The organism is Symbioplanes lichenis, assembly GCF_030709675.1.
Taxonomy (GTDB): domain Bacteria; phylum Actinomycetota; class Actinomycetes; order Mycobacteriales; family Micromonosporaceae; genus Actinoplanes; species Actinoplanes lichenis.
Map to the genome: position 1 here is coordinate 207,589 of NZ_JAUZQD010000017.1, position 15,572 is coordinate 223,160.

Sequence of the window (15,572 nt, forward strand, 5' to 3'; positions counted from 1 at the left end):
CTCGCGCTGCTGTTCCGCCTATCGCCAGAAAACGGCGACCGCGGCGTTGACCAGGGTCAGCGCGATGATGCCGATGAAGTGGCCGCGGGCGACGTTCTCCCGCTTCTTGCGCCACGGGATGACCACCATGATGAAGATCAGGACGCCGATGACGCCCTTGACCGCGAGCTTGGCCGGGTCGGGCTCGTTGTCGCCGCCGCCGCGCAGGGGCGCCGCGAGCCCGAGACCGGTGATCACCTGGATGATCGAGCCCCACAGCATGGCCGGGTTGATCCGCAGCTTGCCGGTGACGAACTGCGCGATCCCGCCGCCGAGCAGCAGCGCGAAGCCGATCAGGTGAAGGTAGAGCAGGATCAACCGGAGAGCTTCCATGGTCGCAGAGCCTAGCGGCGTCGCTGCGTCCTTTGTTTCAGGGGCGGCGGAGCCAGGGGTTCTCTGTTTCAGGGGGCGGCGGAGCCAGGGGTCCTTTGGTTCAGGGGCGGCGGGGCCAGGGCGCGCGCCGGGCCGGGGCGCGACGGCGCAGCGCTCCGGGCCACCCGTCCCGCCGGCGCCCGCGGCACAGGGCGGGGTCACGGGGCTTGTCGAAGACCGCGGCGAGCCGGTCGATCACCCGGGTCGACACGTGACTCCGGTAGACCGGCCTCAACAGCTCCGCCTGCGCGACGTCCAGCCTCAGCATGCCCCGATCCTGCCCGCTCGGACCCCGCCCGGTCGATCGATATACGGCGTGTCGCTCGACCCGGGGGCCCGCGTCGGCGCATCCTAGGAACCTAGTGTGAAGGAGGTCGCGGCATGACGATCAACCCCGGCGCCGCGGAGTTCCCCCACCGGCAGATCTCGAACCAGCTCAAGGAGCGGGTCCGCCGCGGCGACTGGCAGCCCGGCGAGCGCCTGCCGTCGATCCCCGCCATGGCCGAGATGTTCGGCGTCGCCAAGCAGACCGTCCAGCGCGCCGTCGACCAGCTCCGGGTCGAGGGCATCCTGATCACCAAGCCGGGTTCCGGCACGTACGTCCGGGGCACCCGCCGCCGCCTCAACCGCCTCTCCCGCGGCCGCTACGGCGTGCACCGCGGCTATCACGCCGACCTGGCCGCCCGTTACAGCCAGCGCCTGACCGCCGTGGGCCGCGAACCCGCCCCGGCCGAGGTCGCCGACGCCTTCGGAGTCCGCGACGGCACCGAGCTCCTGGTCCGCCGGCACATCGTCCGCACCGATGACGCCACCGTCGAGGTCGGCGCCTCCTGGTTCCGCGTGACCGACGCCTCCGGCACCTCCCTCGAGCGCCTCGAGGCCTACGGCCGCCCCCTCTACCAGGAAGCCGAGGAGGCCATCGGCCGCCGCTACGCCTCCGCGACCGACACGATCAGCGCCCGCCAGCCGAGCCGCGAGGAGGCGGAGATCCTGCAGATCCGCCCGGACACGCCGGTGCTGCACCTGCTCCACGTCGCCTTCGACGAGACCCGCAAGCCGATCGAGGTCGCCCAGGCCACCTGGCCGGGCCCGATGACCACCCTCACCGAGGAGTACCGCATCCCGGCCCCCACCCCCGACCCCGACCCGGCGGACTCCGGCCTCAGCCTGGCCTGAGGTCCGTTCCGGACGGGGCGTCGCTGGGGAGCCTCCGTCAGAGACGCACGCCGAGCAGGGCGTCGACCGTCTGCGCCATCAGGGCGGGGGCGTCCGCGTCGTCGCCCACGCCGCTCGCCGCGGCGTCCGCCCAGGCGTCCACCAGGGCCAGCGCCGCCGGGGTGTCGAGGTCGTGGCGCAGCGCCTCGCGGACCGCGGCGAGCAGGCCCTCGCCCGACGGGCCGGACGGGGCGGAGGCGCCGGAGCGCCAGCGGGCCAGGCGCTTCTCGCCGTCCTTGAGGACGTCGTCGGTCCAGGTGCGGTCGGAGCGGTAGTGGCCGGCCATCAGGCCCAGGCGCACGGCCATGGGATCGACGCCGTCGCCGCGGAGGCGGGAGACGAAGACCAGGTTGCCCTTGGACTTGGACATCTTCTCGCCGTCGAGGCCGATCATGCCCGCGTGGACGTAGTGGCGGGCGAAGGGCGCGTCGCCGGTGAGGCGCTCGGCGTGGGCGGCCGAGCACTCGTGGTGCGGGAAGAGCAGGTCGCTGCCGCCGCCCTGGACGTCGATGGTGGTGCCGAGCAGGCCGAGGGCGATGGTCGCGCACTCGATGTGCCAGCCGGGGCGGCCGGGGCCGAGGTCGCCGCCGTCCCAGGCGGGCTCGCCGTCGCGGGCGCCGCGCCAGAGCAGCGGGTCGAGCGGGTCGCGCTTGCCCTCCCGCGCGGGGTCGCCGCCGCGCTCGGCCGACAGGACCAGCATCTCCTCGCGGGAGAGGTTGGACTCGTAGCCGAAGCGGGGCGCGGCCGCCAGGTCGAAGTAGACGTCGCCGGTGCCGTCCTCGAGCGCGTAGGCCGCCCCGCCCACCATCAGCTCGCGGACGTGGCCGGCGATGCGCGGGATCGACTCGACCGCGCCGACGTAGTGCGCCGGCGGGATCATCCGCAGCGCCTCCATGTCCTCGCGGAACAGGGCGGTCTCGCGCATGGCGAGCACGATCCAGTCCTCGCCGTCGCGGGTGGCCCGCTCGAGCAGCGGGTCGTCGATGTCGGTGACATTCTGCACGTACGTCACGGCGACGCCGGCGTCGCGCCACAGCCGCTGGACCAGGTCGAACGTGATCATCGTGGCGGCGTGCCCGAGGTGGGTCGCGTCGTAGGGCGTGATGCCGCACACGTACATCGTCGCGGTCGCGCCCGGAGCGGTCGGGGCGACCTCGCGGCGGGCCGAGTCGAACAGCTCCGGCAGGGCCCCGCGGCCCGGCAGCGACGGCACCTCGTGCCCGGTCCAAGCATCCATGCGCAGAAGCCTATCCAGCGCGGCGTACCGAAGCCGGACGACGTGAGTAAAGCCTCAGGACGGCGGGCCGGTGGAGGGACGAAAGCTCAGACGGGCGGCCACGGCACAGCCGGCCAGTCCTGCGGCGGCTGCGGGAACTTGCCCCGCCGCAGCAACCGCCGCGCCCGGGTCCGCGCGGTCTGCACCTCGGTGAGCGTCAGATGCTCCTCGAGGCGCGAACCCAGACCGCCGTCGAGCTCGGCGACGAGCCGCGAGAGCATCTCCGTCGCCTCGTCCGGCAGGGGCTTGCCGGTCCACCCCCACAGCACCGTGCGCAGCTTGTTCTCCACGTGGAACGACACCCCGTGGTCGACGCCGTGGATCCGGCCGTCGGGGGCGTAGAGCACGTGCCCGCCCTTGCGGTCCGCGTTGTTGATCACCGCGTCGAGCACGGCGAGGCGGGCCAGGCGCGGATCGTCCGCATGAGCCAGCGCGTACGCGTCCCCGTCCTCGTCCCGCGCGTTGGCCACCGCGATCCAGCCCTCGGGGATGTCATAGGCGGGCACGAAGCCGATCAGCGACGAGGCGTCGCCGGGCTCGTCGATCCACAGCTGGCACATGCCCGTCCCCAGCGGCCCGTCGCGCAGGACCGTGGGCGGCACGAGCCCCCAGCCGGTCGCCTGCGAGACCAGGAACGCCGAGATCTCGCGACCGGCCAGCGTGCCGTCCGGGAAGTCCCAGAGCGGGCGCTCACCCCGCACCGGCTTGTAGACGCAGCGCCGGGTCAGCCCGTCGAGGGTGATCTCCGCGCGCAGCGTGGTGTTGGACGCGTCGACGAGCCGGCCCTCCAGCTCCAGCGAGCCGCGGGAGAGCAGCTCGAGGGCCTGCTCCTCGGCGAGCACGGCGGCCGGCTCGGCTGTCACCGGTGGTAGCCGTTCTGCCGGGGGCAGAGGTGGCCGGCCGGGTCGAGCGGCTGGCCGCAGAGCGGGCACGGCGGGCGGCCGGCGGCGACCACGCGGCGGGCCCGGTCGATGAACGCGCGGGTGGCCTCGGGGGTGAGCCGGACGCGGAGCCGGTCGAGGTCGTCGTCGGGCTCGTCGTCCTCGTCGTCGTCCTCGTCGTCGCCGACCGGGGAATCGTCGTCGTCCTCGACGAGCTCGGGCTCGGCGTCGCCCTCGCCGACCTCGATCGCCTCGATGACGACCGTGGCGGTGTCGACGTCGAACGCCAGCCCGAGCGTGCCGACGCGGAACTCCTCGTCGACGGGGGTCTCGAGCGGCTCGTTGTCGTTGACGGTCAGCGGGGACGGCTCCGGCAGCTTGACGCCGAAGCGGCGGCTCGCCTCGGTGAGCAGCTCCTCGAGCTTCTCGGCGAGCAACGACACCTGGACCTTCTCCAGCGCCACGCTGACGACCCGCCCGCCCCCTCGCGCCTGGAGGAAGAACGTGCGGTCGCCCGGCTCGCCCACCGTCCCGGCGACGAACCGCTCCGGCGGCTCGAAGGCATGCACCTGGTGGGTCATAGGAACGACCCTATCCGCCCGCACGCGCGAGCGCGCAGCGCACCGGGCCGGTTCGCCGAGGGCGCAATGCGCGCGTACCCAGCGGTAACACGACCGTCACAACCCGTTGTCAGACGCCACCCCCGGCGCCCCCGCCGACGGCCGCGTCGCCCGAGGTGGCCGTCTGTTTCGGCGGCACGAGACCGGACAGATCGGACGCGTCGTTGAGGCGCACGACGAACGGCCGCGTCGGCGTGTATCTGATCACGGCCACGGACGCGGGATCGGCCACGAGCCGCTGGAACTGGTCGAGATGCAGCCCGAGCGCGTCGGCCACGATGGCCTTGATCACATCGCCGTGGCTGCACGCCACCCACAGCGCGTCGGGGCCGTGCTCGGCGGTCACCTTCGCGTCCCAGGCGCGTACGGTCGCGACGGCCCGGGCGGACATCGCCGCCATCGCCTCGCCGTTCGGGAAGACGGCCGCGCTCGGATGCTGCTGGACGACCTGCCACAGCGGCTCCTGCGCGAGGTCCTTGAGCGGCTTGCCCTCCCAGTCGCCGTAACCGCACTCGATCAGGCCCTCGTCGAGCGCCGGCACCGCCTCGGGCAGCGCCAGCTCGACGGTCTGCCGGCACCGGATCAACGGGCTGGTCACGACGGTCGCCACGGGGAGCCCCTGCAGCCTTTCCCCGGTCCGCCGGGCCTGCGCGCGCCCGGTCTCGTCCAGCTCGACGGGCTGCCGGCCGGCCAGCACACCCGTCGCGTTCGCGGTGGTCCGCCCGTGGCGGAGAAGCAGCAGAGTGGCCACGACTACTCCGCCACCCCGGACGCCTCGTACGCCTCGGCCACGGTGCGCAACGTCGCGATGCCACTCTCGCGGTCGCCCACGTACAAGGCGACCGACAGCGTCCCGACGCCCGCCGCCGCGTACTCGCGCATGCGCTCGATGATCTTGTCCTTGGGCCCGACCAGCGAGGTGCGCTCGATGAACTCCTGCGGCACGGCGGCCGCCGCGTCGCGCACCTTGCGATCCAGATAGAGGTCCTGCACCCGCTTGGCCTCCGCGCCGTAGCCCATGCGGACCGCCAGCTGGTTGTAGAAATTCTGCTCGCGGCTGCCCATCCCGCCGACGTAGAGCGCGGCGTAGGGCCGGATCAGGTCCGCGCACGCGGCGACGTCGTCCCCGATCGCCACCGGCACGGTCGGGCAGACGTCGAAACCGGTCAGCCCGGCCCCGGACCTGGCCCGGCCGTGCTCGATGTGCCGCAGGTGCTCCCCCGCCGCGTCCGGGGCGAAGAAGATGGCCAGCCAGCCGTCGGCGATCTCCCCGGCCAGCTCCAGGTTCTTCGGCCCCACGGCCGCGAGATAGATGGGTACGGCACCCCGGGGCGGATGAAACCCGAGCCGCAACGCCTTCCCGGGCCCGTCCGGCAGCGGCAACTGGTAGTGCCGGCCGTCATAGGCGACGGGCTTGCGCGCGATCGCCAGCTTGACGATGTCGACGTACTCCCGGGTGCGCCCGAGCGGCTGGGCGAAGCGGACCCCGTGCCACCCCTCGGAGACCTGCGGGCCGGACACCCCGAGGCCGAGCCGGAAGCGGCCGCCCGACAGCGTGTCCAGGGTCGCCGCGGTCATGGCCGTCATCGCGGGGCTGCGCGCCGGGATCTGCATGACGGCGGCGCCGATGTCGATCCGCTCGGTCTGCCCGGCGATCCAGGCGAGCATGGTGGGCGAGTCCGAACCGTACGCCTCCGCCGCCCACACCACCGAGTAGCCGAGCCGGTCGGCCTCCTGCGCCATGGCGAGATGATCGGCGGGCGTGGTCCACGAGGTCTGATAGCCGAGGCTGAATCCGAGCCGCACGGGTCCTCCCGTTCCGCGGGGCACCGATGCTCCGCGAGTACGAACCTACTTCACCACCGAGAGTGATCTTCCGCGACTTGCGTCGCCTTCCCGACCGAACGCACAGGTGATCACGGTCTTATGTGCGTTCCGCGGGTGGTCTTCGCTGAATAAGGTTCAGGAATGCAGCAGAGACCGCTCGGCCGAAGCGGGCTGGCGGTCACCCGGCTCGGGCTCGGCACCATGACGTGGGGCCGCGACACCGACCCCGACGACGCCGCCGCCCAGCTCAAGGCGTTCCTCGACGCCGGGGGCACCCTCGTGGACACCGCCGACGTGTACGCCGACGGGGACGCCGAGGCCGTGATCGGCTCGCTGCTCGGGCATCTCGTCGCGCGCGAGGACGTGATCATCGCCACCAAGGCCGGGCTCGGGGGCTACCGCCGCCGCGACAGCTCGCGCGGCCACCTGCTGCGCACCCTCGACGCCTCCCTGCGCCGCCTCGGCACCGACTATGTCGATCTGTGGCAGCTCCACGGGTACGACGCCCACACGCCGATCGAGGAGACGCTGGGCGCCCTCGACCACGCGGTGAGCAGCGGCCGGGTCCGCTACGTCGGCGTGTCGAACTTCGCCGGCTGGCAGACCGCGCAGTTCGCCACCTGGCAGCGCGCCTATCCGGGCCGGGCGCCGATCGTCGCCACCCAGGTGGAGTACAGCCTGCTCGAGCGGGGCATCGAGCGCGAGGTCCTGCCCGCCGCCGCGTCCCTGGGCATCGGGGTGCTGCCCTGGTCGCCCCTGGGCCGCGGGGTGCTGACCGGCAAATACCGCAACGGCCGCCCCCTCGACTCGCGCGCCGCCACCGACCACCTGGCGCCCTTCGTCCAGACCTACCTCGAGCCGCGCAGCTCCAGCATCGTCGAGGCGGTCGTCACCGCGGCCGCGGGCCTGGGCGTCGAGCCGCTCGAGGTGGCGCTGGCGTGGATCCGCGACCGCCCCGGCGTCACCGCGCCCATCCTCGGCGCCCGCACCGCGGGTCAGCTGCAGGGCGCCCTCCGGAGCGAGGACCTCACCCTGCCGGCGGAGATCGCCATGGCCCTGGACGACGTGTCGGCGCTCACCGTCGGCTACCCCGAGCGGGAGGGCCTCACCGGCCCCGGGGCGTGAACACTGGTCACCCGCCGGGTGGCGGCGCATATTAGACGCCATGGACTACGAGTACGCGCCACTGCGGTTGCCGTCGAACGTCGATCGCCTGACCGCCGCGGCGCAGCTGGCGATCCAAGCGGAGTTCTCGGGGTGGGAGCTGGCCCGGGTCCAGCTCTACCGGGACGGCTCCCGGAAGGTGATGCTCCGCCGCAAGGTGCGGGACACCCCCCAGCCGGGACTCTCGATATGAAGCAGCGCGGCGCGCCCCTGGCGAAGGGACGCGCCGCGCTTCACATACTCACGACTCACGGTGCAGAGGAGCCACGCCAGCCCCTGCGCTGCGCCCGTCGATGACTTGGGTGCCCAAGATCAGCGAAGTGGGTTTCTTCGGTGATCTGTGGGTGCCCAAGTCATCGGCTTCGGGGGCGCAGTGCCCGCCGAAGCGAAGCGAGGGCCATTTAATGGTTGTGCCCGCTGTGGTCCTCTTCGTCGTCCTCGTCGGGGAGGAACGGGTGCTCGTCGAGCCTGCCGACGAGCTGGTCGTCGGGCGCCGGGGCGAAGGGGCCGGCGCCGTCCTCGTCCGGGAAGGCCTCCAGGTCGAGCGGCTCCTTGATCTCCGAGACGGTGAGCAGCCCGTCGAGCGGCTCGAGCTCGGGCACGTCCAGCGCGCCCAGCGAGCCGTCGCCGGCCTGGAGCAGCTCGAGGACCGCCTCGCCGACGGACTCGATCGGCTCGGCCTCCTCGTCGGCGGGCACGAGGTTCTTCCGGGCCTCGTCGGCCACGCGGAGCAGGGCCGTGACGCTGGGGACCCGGTAGTCGCGCCGCTGGCGGACCGAGATCACCTGGGCGTAGGGGTCGCCGGAGCCGTCGAGGACGCCGGCCGTGGCGGCGAAGCGGGCGTCCGCCTCGTCGGGGTCGATCGACTCGACGTCCCACGGTGTAACCTCGCCGAACGCGTCGAGCAGCCGCTCGTCGTAGGCGAACGAGGCGTTGTTCAGGGTGACGTACGCCTTCCAGACGTCGTCGTCGTCCACCCGGCCCTGGGCGGCCTTGACCGCCGCCAGGTGCTGCTTGGCGGCCTCCACGACCCGGTCGAGGGCGGCATCGAGCTCCGCGTGCTGGTCGTCGGTCATGGTTGGTGAGGTCCTCTCAACGTCGAGCGGGGAAGAACGCGGCTCAGCTGGACCGCAGCAGGCGGTCCAGCACACGCACGCCGAACTGTAGTCCCTCCACCGGGACGCGCTCGTCGATGCCGTGGAACAACGAGGAGAACGGCAGGTCGGCGGGGAGTTTCAGGGGGGCGAAGCCGAAGCAGCGGATGCCGAGGGTGCTGAAGGCCTTGGCGTCGGTGCCGCCCGACAGCATGTACGGGACCGCCCGCGCGCCCGGGTCCTCGGCGCGCAGCGCGGCACCCATCGCGTCGACGAGCGCCCCGTCGAAGCTGGTCTCGACCGCGTCCTGCTGCGACACGTGCTCGATCTCGATGTCGGGCCCGATGAGCTCCCGGAACTGCTCGAGGAACGCCTCGGCCTGTCCGGGCAGCGTGCGGCAGTCGATCGTCGCGGAGGCCGTACCGGGGATGACGTTGTCCTTGTAACCGGCCTCGAGGCGCGTCGGGTTGGCCGTGTTGCGCACGGTCGCGCCGATGATGTTGGCGATCGGGCCGAGCTTGGCGATGGCCAGCTCGGGGTCGTCCGGGTCGAGCTCGATGCCCAGCGCGTCGGAGACCTGCTCCAGGAAGGCGCGGACCGTGGGCGTGAGCACCATCGGGAACCGGTGCCGGCCGACCGCGGCGACGGCCTCGGCCAGGGCGGTGACGGCGTTGTCGTCGTGGACGAAGGAGCCGTGCCCCGGGCGGCCCTTGGCGTGCAGGCGCAGCCAGTCGATGCCCTTCTCCGCCGTCTCGACCAGGTAGAGCCGCAGATCCTTGTTGACCGTGTAGGAGAAGCCGCCGACCTCGCCGATCGCCTCCGTGACGCCCTCGAACAGGCCGGCGTGCTCGCGGACGAGGAACTGGGAGCCGTACTCCATGCCGGCTTCCTCGTCGGCGGTGAAGGCGAGCACGATGTCGCGCGGCGGGACGACGCCGGTCCGCTGCCACTCCCGGACCGTCGCGATCATCATCGCGTCGAAGTCCTTCATGTCGATCGCGCCGCGGCCCCACAGGTAGCCGTCCTTCTCCTCGCCGGAGAAGGGGTGCACCGACCACTCGCTCGCGTCCGCGGGCACGACGTCGAGGTGACCGTGCACGAGCAGGGCGCCCCGGGACGGGTCGCGGCCCGGGATGCGGGCGACGAGGTTGGCCCGCTTCGGCGCCGACTCGTGCAGGACGGACTCGATACCCACCTCGGCGAGCTGCGCGGCGACGTACTCGGCCGCCACGCGCTCCCCGGCGGTCGTCCGCGGGTCGCCGGTGTTGCTGGTGTCGATCCGGAGCAGGTCGCGGCAGATGCCGGTGACCTCGTCGGCGGCGGTGATCGGTTCCATCCGCTATTCCTACCAGCATCCGGACCGGCGCGAGTTTGGCGGGCTCACCGGGGCGGGTAACCCCGGCACCGTGACCGCCCATCTTCCCCCGTTGCCGCCGGTCGGCGGCGAGACCACCGGCATCGCGATCACCGACGTGGTCGCCCGCGAGCACCGCGAGCTGCTGGCCCTGGCCGAGGAGCTCACCGCCGACGGTACGGACGCCGCGCGCCGGGCGACGATCGCCCAGGTGCTCGTCGCGTCGGTCGCCCGGCATCTCTCCGCCGAGGAGCAGTACCTCTATCCCGCCGTCCGCGACGTGGTCCCGGACGGCCCGGAGCTGGTGACGCGGGAACTGGCCGAGGACCGCGCCATGCTGGAGGAGCTGCGCCTGTTCGAGGGCTCCGGCGACCCCGCGGGCCTGCTGACCCGGCTGCGCAGGCACTCGGGGGCCGCATCCGGGGAGCTGATTCCCCTGCTCGAACGGCTGGCCGGAATCGAGGACCTGATCCGGCTGGGCAACCGTTTCGAGACGGCCCTGGAAGCGGCGCCGACCCGGCCCCACCCGGGCACCCCGGTGACCCCGCCGTGGAACAAGGTGGTGGACCCGGCGGTCGCCCTCGTGGACAAGGTTCGCGACGTCGTGGGGCGGCGGACGACGTACCCGAAGGATCTCTGACCAGGCACACAACAAGACATCCGTCAATGGCAAAGAGTCAAGGTCATAAGACGGTGATCGATGGCCGTACTGATTGGTAACTTCTGTCCTTTTGCTTTACCCGTTTGTCATATCTGGGGGATCTTTGGTCGGCCGAAGGTCTAGCCCTCATCCGGCAAACGTCCTACCGTCACGCTATGAACCTGGAGCTGCGGCATCTCAAGGTGGTTGTGGCCATCGCGGAGACGGGCAGCGTGACGAAGGCTGCGTCGCTGCTCGGACTGGCCCAGCCGGCCCTCACCGCCCAGCTGCAACGCATCGAGCGCACGCTCGGCGGACCGCTGTTCGAGCGGGACCGGCGCGGGGCACGCCCCACGGCCCTGGGTGAGCTGGTGCTCTCCCGGGCCCGGGTGCTGCTGCCGGCCATGAAGGGCCTGCAGGACGAGGCCGCCCGGCTGGCCGGGTCCGGCTCGGACACCACGATGGGCCGCTACCGCATCGGCTCGATCGGCGGCCCGGTCGTCGGCGGCATGGTCCAGCGCCTGTCCGAGGCGCAGCCGGACGCGCAGATCAGCACGTTCGCGTCGTACTCGCAGGACGAGCTCGCCTCGCTCACCCAGGCCGGCAAGCTGGACTTCATCCAGATCGGCACGTGCGGGCACAACACCACCCCCAATCCCGAGTACGGCCTGACGTGGCAGAGCATCGCCGTCGACGGCATCTGCATCCTCATGCCCGAGGACCATCCCCAGGCCCAGGGTCTCGACGTCGACCTGGCCGACCTGGCCGAGGAGAAGTGGGTCGCCGGGCCGGGCGAGGGCTGCTTCGCCGACTGCTTCTCCGCCGCCTGCGCCCGGGCCGGCTTCACCCCCCGTCGCATCTTCGAGACCGACATCCGGGGCTGCGTCGACATGGCCGAGTCGGGCGTCGCCCTGGCCCTCTGCCAGCACGCCTTCCGCCCGCCGAGCGGCCTGGTCACCCGCCCCCTGCGCGGCGCTCCCCTGCGCTGGCGCCAGCTGCTGGGCTGGCACCCGGACAGCCCCGCCGCCCAGGTCGCCCCGCGCCTGCTCGAGATGGCGGCCGAGGCCTACCTGGACGCCTCGGCCCGGAATCCGCTCTATCTGAAATGGCGCCAGGACCACCCGGACCTGGGCGTCGAACAACTCGCCGCCGTCTGACGATGCATCTGGCATCGTGATTCTGCCGAAGGAGCGGGACCGGCGGTTCGTCACGGTCCGGCGGGGCGGGACGCTCACCGACGACGATCACCGGTTGCTGGCGTTGTGGGCGGCCGACTGTGCGGAGCATGTGCTCGGGCTGTTCGTGGCGGAGCGGCCGGATGATGCGCGGCCGGGCGAGGCGATCGAGGCGGCGCGGGCGTGGGCTCGGGGCGAGCGGAAGATGATGGAGACCCGGGCGGTGGGCGGGCACGCGATGGGGGCGGCGCGGGACCTGGGCGGGGCTTCACGATTCGCCGCGTACGCCGCCGGGCAGGCCGCCGTCGTCGCGCACGTTGCCGCGCATGAGCTGGGCGCGGCCGCGTACGCGATCAAGGCCGTGCGGGCCGATCGGGGCGAGGGCGCGGGCCGGGCCGAGTGCCGGTGGCAGCGGGAGCGGTTGCCGGCGCCGATCCGGGAGCTGGTGCTCGACGATCAGCGACTGCGGAACGACATCTGCTGGTCGGTGTTCGAGGACTGACAGAGCCCCCGGCCACGTGGGCCGGGGGCTCGTCGCAACGCTGCGTCAGGCGGTGGCGGGGGTGGGCGAGCCGGCCGCGAAGGTCAGTTCGCCGTCTGCGACGCCGACGTGGACGGTCTGGCCGGGGGCCAGGTCCGCCGCCAGCAGCATCCGGGACAACCGGTTGTCCAGCTCGCGCTGGATCGTGCGGCGCAGCGGGCGGGCGCCGTACTCCGGCTGGAAGCCCTTCTCCGCCAGCCAGTCGACCGCCTCCGTGGTGACGTCCAGCCGGATGTCCTGCGCCTGCAGGCGGTGGCGGGTCTCGTCGAGGAGGAGCTCGGTGATCCGGCGGAGCTGCTGGGTCTCGAGCTGACGGAAGATGATGACCTCGTCGATCCGGTTGAGGAACTCGGGCCGGAACTGCTCGCGCAGCCGCCGGTCGAGCCGCTCGCGCAGGTCGCGGTCCTCGGCCGCGCCACCGTCGGAAGCGCCGAAGCCGAGCGTGCGCTTCGTGCCCGAGATGATCTCCGAGCCGATGTTGCTGGTCATGATCAGCACGGTGTTCTTGAAGCTCACCGTGCGGCCCTGGCTGTCGGTCAGCCGGCCGTCGTCGAGCACCTGGAGCAGGATGTTGAAGACGTCCGGGTGGGCCTTCTCGATCTCGTCCAGCAGCACGACACTGTACGGACGGCGCCGCACGGCCTCGGTCAGCTGGCCCGCCTCGTCGTAGCCGACGTAGCCGGGAGGGGCACCGACGAGCCGGGAGACGGTGTGCCGCTCCTGGAACTCGCTCATGTCGAGACGGATCATCCGGTCCGGCTCGCCGAAGAGCGCCTCCGCCAGCGAGCGCGCCAGCTCGGTCTTGCCGACGCCGGTCGGGCCCAGGAAGAGGAAGCTGCCGACGGGACGGCCGGGGTCACCGAGCCCGGCCCGGGACCGGCGGACGGCCTCGGCGACGGCGGCGACCGCGTCCTCCTGGCCGATCACCCGGTCGTGCAGGTGGCTCTCCAGGCGGAGCAGGCGGTCACGCTCCTCCTCGGTGAGCTGGGCGACCGGGATGCCGGTGGCCCGCGAGACGACCTCGGCGATGTCCTCCGGGGTCACCTGGGGCACCCCGGACGCACCGTCCCGCACCCCGGCGATCTTGGCCTTGATGGCGTTGATCTCGTCGCGCAGCTGGGAGGCCTTCTCGTAGTCCTCGGCCGCCACGGCCTGGTCGCGGTCGCGGGACAGCTGCTCGAGGCGGCGCTCCTGGTCGCGTACGTCGGCGGCCGGGGTCTTCACCCGCAGCCGCACCCGCGCGCCGGCCTGGTCGATCAGGTCGATCGCCTTGTCGGGCAGGAAGCGGTCGGTGATGTAGCGGTCGGACAGCTCGGCCGCGGCCTGCAAGGCCTCGTCGATGATCCGGACCTGGTGGTGCGCCTCGTAGTTGTCGCGCAGGCCGCGCAGGATCGCCACGGTGTCCTCGACGCTGGGCTCGCCGACCAGCACCGGCTGGAAGCGGCGGGCCAGGGCGGCGTCCTTCTCGATGTGGCGCCTGTACTCGTCGAGGGTGGTCGCGCCGACGACGCGGAGCTGACCGCGGGCGAGCGCGGGCTTGAGCATGTTGGAGGCGTCCATGCCGCCGCCGTCGCCCCCGCCGCCACCGGCCCCGACCAGGGTGTGGATCTCGTCGAGGAACACGATCAGGCCGTCGCCGCTCTCCTGGATCTCGGTGATGACCTTCTGCAGCCGCTCCTCGAAGTCGCCGCGGTAGCGGGTGCCCGCCACCAGGCCGGCCAGGTCGAGCTGGATGACGCGCTTGCCGGCGAGCGTCTGCGGGACGTCGCCGTCCACGATGCGCTGGGCCAGGCCCTCCACGATCGCGGTCTTGCCGACGCCGGCCTCGCCGATCAGCACCGGGTTGTTCTTGGTGCGCCGGGACAGCACCTCGACGGCCTGCTCGATCTCGTCCGCCCGGCCGATGACCGGGTCGATCTCGCCGCGCCGGGCCATCTCGGTGAGGTCCACGCCGTACTGCTCGAGGGTCGGGGTGTTCGTGGTGCCGCCTCCTTGGGCGCTTCCGCCGCCACCACCACCGGGGGCGGGCTGGTCGGACTGCTGCAGGGTCCGCGGGTCGATGCGGGAGGCGAGCAGCCGCCCGGCCGCGGTGTCGGGGTTGAGACCGAGGGCCATGAGGACGTGCTCGGGGCCCACGTAGGACGCGCCGACGGCGCGCGAGATCTGCAGGCTGTCGAGCAGCGCGCGCTTGGCCGCGGGGGTCAGCGCGAGGCGCTCGGGCAGGTCGGTGCCGCCGGACGAGGCGCCGCCGAGCTCCCGCAGGATCGAGTCGGGGTCGGCACCGGCGCGGCGCACGAGGGCACGCTGCGGCTCCTGCTGGAGTACGCCCCAGAGCAGGTGGTCGGTGTCGAGGTCGGCGATGTCCGTCCCCGCCGGGGCCACCTCGGCGGCGCGGCGCGCGGCGTCGGACAGCACGCGGCGGGCGTCCTGGCTCATGTACCTGGTGATGTCGATCCGCTGGGCGGACCGGCGTGGCTCCGGCGCCCCGAAGAAGCGCGCGAAGATGTCGTCCCAGTCGCTGGGTCCGATGCTCATGCTGGTTCTCTCCTTCGTCGGGCCTATGCAGTTCGCGCCTACCCGGTGTCGCCCTCTCCAACCGCCTTAACGATCGTTCAATTCCACTGTGAGACGCTCGTCTCATGACCCCGCTGCTAGTAGTCGACGCCGCCAACGTGGTCGGCTCGAAGCCCGACGGCTGGTGGCGCGACCGGGCCGGGGCCACGGCCCGCCTGCGCGACGCCCTGTCCGGTCTCAACGCCACGGGGCTTCCTGATCTTCCGCCCCCGATCGAGGTGGTTCTGGTCGTCGAGGGCAAGGCGCGGGACGTCCTGGGGATCGAGGGTGTCCGGGTCGTGTCCTCCCCGGGCTCGGGCGACGACCGGATCGTGGAGGTCGTGACCGAAGCGGCGGACCGGCGGGTCGTGGTCGTCACGGCCGACCGCGGGCTGCGCGACCGGGTGACCGCGCTCGGGGCGGAAGTGCGCGGCCCGGGCAGCGTCCCGCGCCGGAGAGAATGAGTCGTGCGTGAATCGGACACGCAGTCGCTCGCCGACCATCGTGGACGACTAAGCTCTGACGTATAGAGGTGCTGTCGAACACCGGGAGGCTGCACGTTGGCCAGCGTCGCCGAGGTCAAAGCGGCCGTGAGTGCCGCGCTCCAGCAGGTCACCGAGGGTCAGCAGGCGATCCAGGCGGCCCGGGAGAAGATCGGGGAGGCCCAGCAGAGCCTCGCCGCGGCCCTGGACGGCTCCGCCAACGACGCCGTCGGTGCCGCGCACGCCTCGCTGTCCCAGGCGGACCAGCAGCTGGAGGAGTGCATGGGCGCGACCCTGCAGGCGGTCGAGCAGGCTGAGACCTACACGGCGACGCTCTGA

18 protein-coding genes are annotated in these 15,572 nt (G+C 72.5%); 8 read left to right on the forward strand and 10 right to left on the reverse strand.

From position 1 onward, the window contains the following. Positions 1–18: 18 nt before the first annotated feature. Both RAN62_RS34520 and RAN62_RS34525 read right to left on the reverse strand, forming a co-directional pair. Positions 19–372, reverse strand: a complete 354-nt coding sequence (locus RAN62_RS34520; protein ID WP_305789083.1) for a hypothetical protein — start codon at positions 370–372, stop codon at positions 19–21. Between the two features lie 100 nt (positions 373–472). Beyond that, entirely contained in the window at positions 473–679 is a 207-nt protein-coding gene (locus tag RAN62_RS34525) for a hypothetical protein (RefSeq protein WP_305789035.1), read from the reverse strand. Positions 680–792: 113 nt separating this feature from the next. Here RAN62_RS34525 and RAN62_RS34530 point away from each other — a divergent pair, with 113 nt between their 5' ends. Further along, a complete protein-coding gene (locus RAN62_RS34530) occupies positions 793–1,587 on the forward strand; it encodes a GntR family transcriptional regulator (protein WP_305789036.1) in 795 nt (264 codons plus the stop codon). A 37-nt stretch (positions 1,588–1,624) separates the two neighbouring features. On the opposite strand, the gene mshC is transcribed toward RAN62_RS34530, so the two are convergent. The 5 genes from mshC to RAN62_RS34555 form a co-directional block, all read right to left on the reverse strand. After that, positions 1,625–2,863, reverse strand: coding sequence for a cysteine--1-D-myo-inosityl 2-amino-2-deoxy-alpha-D-glucopyranoside ligase (gene mshC / locus RAN62_RS34535; RefSeq protein ID WP_305789037.1), 1,239 nt, complete (start codon positions 2,861–2,863; stop codon positions 1,625–1,627). 86 nt (positions 2,864–2,949) lie between these two features. After that, a complete protein-coding gene (locus RAN62_RS34540; RefSeq protein WP_305789038.1) occupies positions 2,950–3,765 on the reverse strand; it encodes an SCO1664 family protein in 816 nt (271 codons plus the stop codon). Further along, positions 3,762–4,364, reverse strand: a complete 603-nt coding sequence (locus RAN62_RS34545) for a DUF3090 domain-containing protein (protein WP_305789039.1) — start codon at positions 4,362–4,364, stop codon at positions 3,762–3,764. The genes RAN62_RS34540 and RAN62_RS34545 overlap by 4 nt, the downstream gene beginning before the upstream one ends. A gap of 109 nt (positions 4,365–4,473) precedes the next feature. Continuing rightward, a complete protein-coding gene (locus RAN62_RS34550; RefSeq protein WP_305789040.1) occupies positions 4,474–5,154 on the reverse strand; it encodes a histidine phosphatase family protein in 681 nt (226 codons plus the stop codon). Positions 5,155–5,156: 2 nt separating this feature from the next. Next, positions 5,157–6,209: an LLM class F420-dependent oxidoreductase gene (locus tag RAN62_RS34555; protein WP_305789041.1), complete on the reverse strand. Its 1,053-nt coding sequence runs from the start codon at positions 6,207–6,209 to the stop codon at positions 5,157–5,159. A 162-nt stretch (positions 6,210–6,371) separates the two neighbouring features. Here RAN62_RS34555 and RAN62_RS34560 point away from each other — a divergent pair, with 162 nt between their 5' ends. Together RAN62_RS34560 and RAN62_RS34565 are read left to right on the forward strand one after the other, a co-directional pair. After that, positions 6,372–7,355 (forward strand): aldo/keto reductase, encoded by a 984-nt coding sequence (locus tag RAN62_RS34560; RefSeq protein ID WP_305789042.1) that lies wholly within the window; start codon positions 6,372–6,374, stop codon positions 7,353–7,355. A 40-nt stretch (positions 7,356–7,395) separates the two neighbouring features. Beyond that, complete coding sequence (locus tag RAN62_RS34565; protein ID WP_305789043.1) at positions 7,396–7,587, forward strand: DUF5703 family protein; 192 nt, start codon at positions 7,396–7,398, stop codon at positions 7,585–7,587. Between the two features lie 208 nt (positions 7,588–7,795). On the opposite strand, the gene RAN62_RS34570 is transcribed toward RAN62_RS34565, so the two are convergent. Together RAN62_RS34570 and RAN62_RS34575 are read right to left on the reverse strand one after the other, a co-directional pair. Further along, complete coding sequence (locus RAN62_RS34570) at positions 7,796–8,470, reverse strand: hypothetical protein (RefSeq protein ID WP_305789044.1); 675 nt, start codon at positions 8,468–8,470, stop codon at positions 7,796–7,798. Positions 8,471–8,513: 43 nt separating this feature from the next. Next, entirely contained in the window at positions 8,514–9,824 is a 1,311-nt protein-coding gene (locus RAN62_RS34575) for a M20/M25/M40 family metallo-hydrolase (RefSeq protein ID WP_305789045.1), read from the reverse strand. Between RAN62_RS34575 and RAN62_RS34580 the strand changes: the two genes are divergently transcribed. The 3 genes from RAN62_RS34580 (at position 9,811) to RAN62_RS34590 (ending at position 12,159) form a co-directional block, all read left to right on the forward strand. Beyond that, the gene (locus RAN62_RS34580; RefSeq protein ID WP_369077230.1) at positions 9,811–10,482 is read left to right on the forward strand and encodes a hemerythrin domain-containing protein; all 672 of its coding nucleotides are present in this window, start codon (positions 9,811–9,813) and stop codon (positions 10,480–10,482) included. The two genes, RAN62_RS34575 and RAN62_RS34580, sit on opposite strands and share 14 nt — an antisense overlap. Before the next feature lie 176 nt (positions 10,483–10,658). Beyond that, on the forward strand, positions 10,659–11,639 hold the full coding sequence (locus RAN62_RS34585; protein ID WP_305789046.1) for a LysR family transcriptional regulator: 981 nt from the start codon (positions 10,659–10,661) through the stop codon (positions 11,637–11,639). 16 nt (positions 11,640–11,655) lie between these two features. Beyond that, positions 11,656–12,159 (forward strand): putative immunity protein, encoded by a 504-nt coding sequence (locus RAN62_RS34590; RefSeq protein ID WP_305789047.1) that lies wholly within the window; start codon positions 11,656–11,658, stop codon positions 12,157–12,159. Between the two features lie 45 nt (positions 12,160–12,204). Here the strand turns inward: RAN62_RS34590 and RAN62_RS34595 are convergent, their stop codons facing one another. Next, the gene (locus tag RAN62_RS34595; protein ID WP_305789048.1) at positions 12,205–14,733 is read right to left on the reverse strand and encodes an ATP-dependent Clp protease ATP-binding subunit; all 2,529 of its coding nucleotides are present in this window, start codon (positions 14,731–14,733) and stop codon (positions 12,205–12,207) included. Between the two features lie 104 nt (positions 14,734–14,837). Here RAN62_RS34595 and RAN62_RS34600 point away from each other — a divergent pair, with 104 nt between their 5' ends. Both RAN62_RS34600 and RAN62_RS34605 read left to right on the forward strand, forming a co-directional pair. Then, positions 14,838–15,215, forward strand: a complete 378-nt coding sequence (locus RAN62_RS34600) for a PIN domain-containing protein (RefSeq protein WP_305789049.1) — start codon at positions 14,838–14,840, stop codon at positions 15,213–15,215. Positions 15,216–15,311: 96 nt separating this feature from the next. Continuing rightward, on the forward strand, positions 15,312–15,572 hold the full coding sequence (locus tag RAN62_RS34605) for a hypothetical protein (RefSeq protein ID WP_305789050.1): 261 nt from the start codon (positions 15,312–15,314) through the stop codon (positions 15,570–15,572).

Bases quoted from the DNA above. Each gene is read 5' to 3' on its own strand.
- RAN62_RS34520 (WP_305789083.1), bottom strand. From the start codon at position 372: ATGGAAGCTCTCCGGTTGATCCTGCTCTACCTTCACCTGATCGGCTTC.
- RAN62_RS34525 (WP_305789035.1), bottom strand. From the start codon at position 679: ATGCTGAGGCTGGACGTCGCGCAGGCGGAGCTGTTGAGGCCGGTCTAC.
- RAN62_RS34530 (WP_305789036.1), top strand. From the start codon at position 793: ATGACGATCAACCCCGGCGCCGCGGAGTTCCCCCACCGGCAGATCTCG.
- mshC (WP_305789037.1), bottom strand. From the start codon at position 2,863: ATGGATGCTTGGACCGGGCACGAGGTGCCGTCGCTGCCGGGCCGCGGG.
- RAN62_RS34545 (WP_305789039.1), bottom strand. From the start codon at position 4,364: ATGACCCACCAGGTGCATGCCTTCGAGCCGCCGGAGCGGTTCGTCGCC.
- RAN62_RS34560 (WP_305789042.1), top strand. From the start codon at position 6,372: ATGCAGCAGAGACCGCTCGGCCGAAGCGGGCTGGCGGTCACCCGGCTC.
- RAN62_RS34565 (WP_305789043.1), top strand. From the start codon at position 7,396: ATGGACTACGAGTACGCGCCACTGCGGTTGCCGTCGAACGTCGATCGC.
- RAN62_RS34570 (WP_305789044.1), bottom strand. From the start codon at position 8,470: ATGACCGACGACCAGCACGCGGAGCTCGATGCCGCCCTCGACCGGGTC.
- RAN62_RS34575 (WP_305789045.1), bottom strand. From the start codon at position 9,824: ATGGAACCGATCACCGCCGCCGACGAGGTCACCGGCATCTGCCGCGAC.
- RAN62_RS34585 (WP_305789046.1), top strand. From the start codon at position 10,659: ATGAACCTGGAGCTGCGGCATCTCAAGGTGGTTGTGGCCATCGCGGAG.
- RAN62_RS34595 (WP_305789048.1), bottom strand. From the start codon at position 14,733: ATGAGCATCGGACCCAGCGACTGGGACGACATCTTCGCGCGCTTCTTC.
- RAN62_RS34600 (WP_305789049.1), top strand. From the start codon at position 14,838: ATGACCCCGCTGCTAGTAGTCGACGCCGCCAACGTGGTCGGCTCGAAG.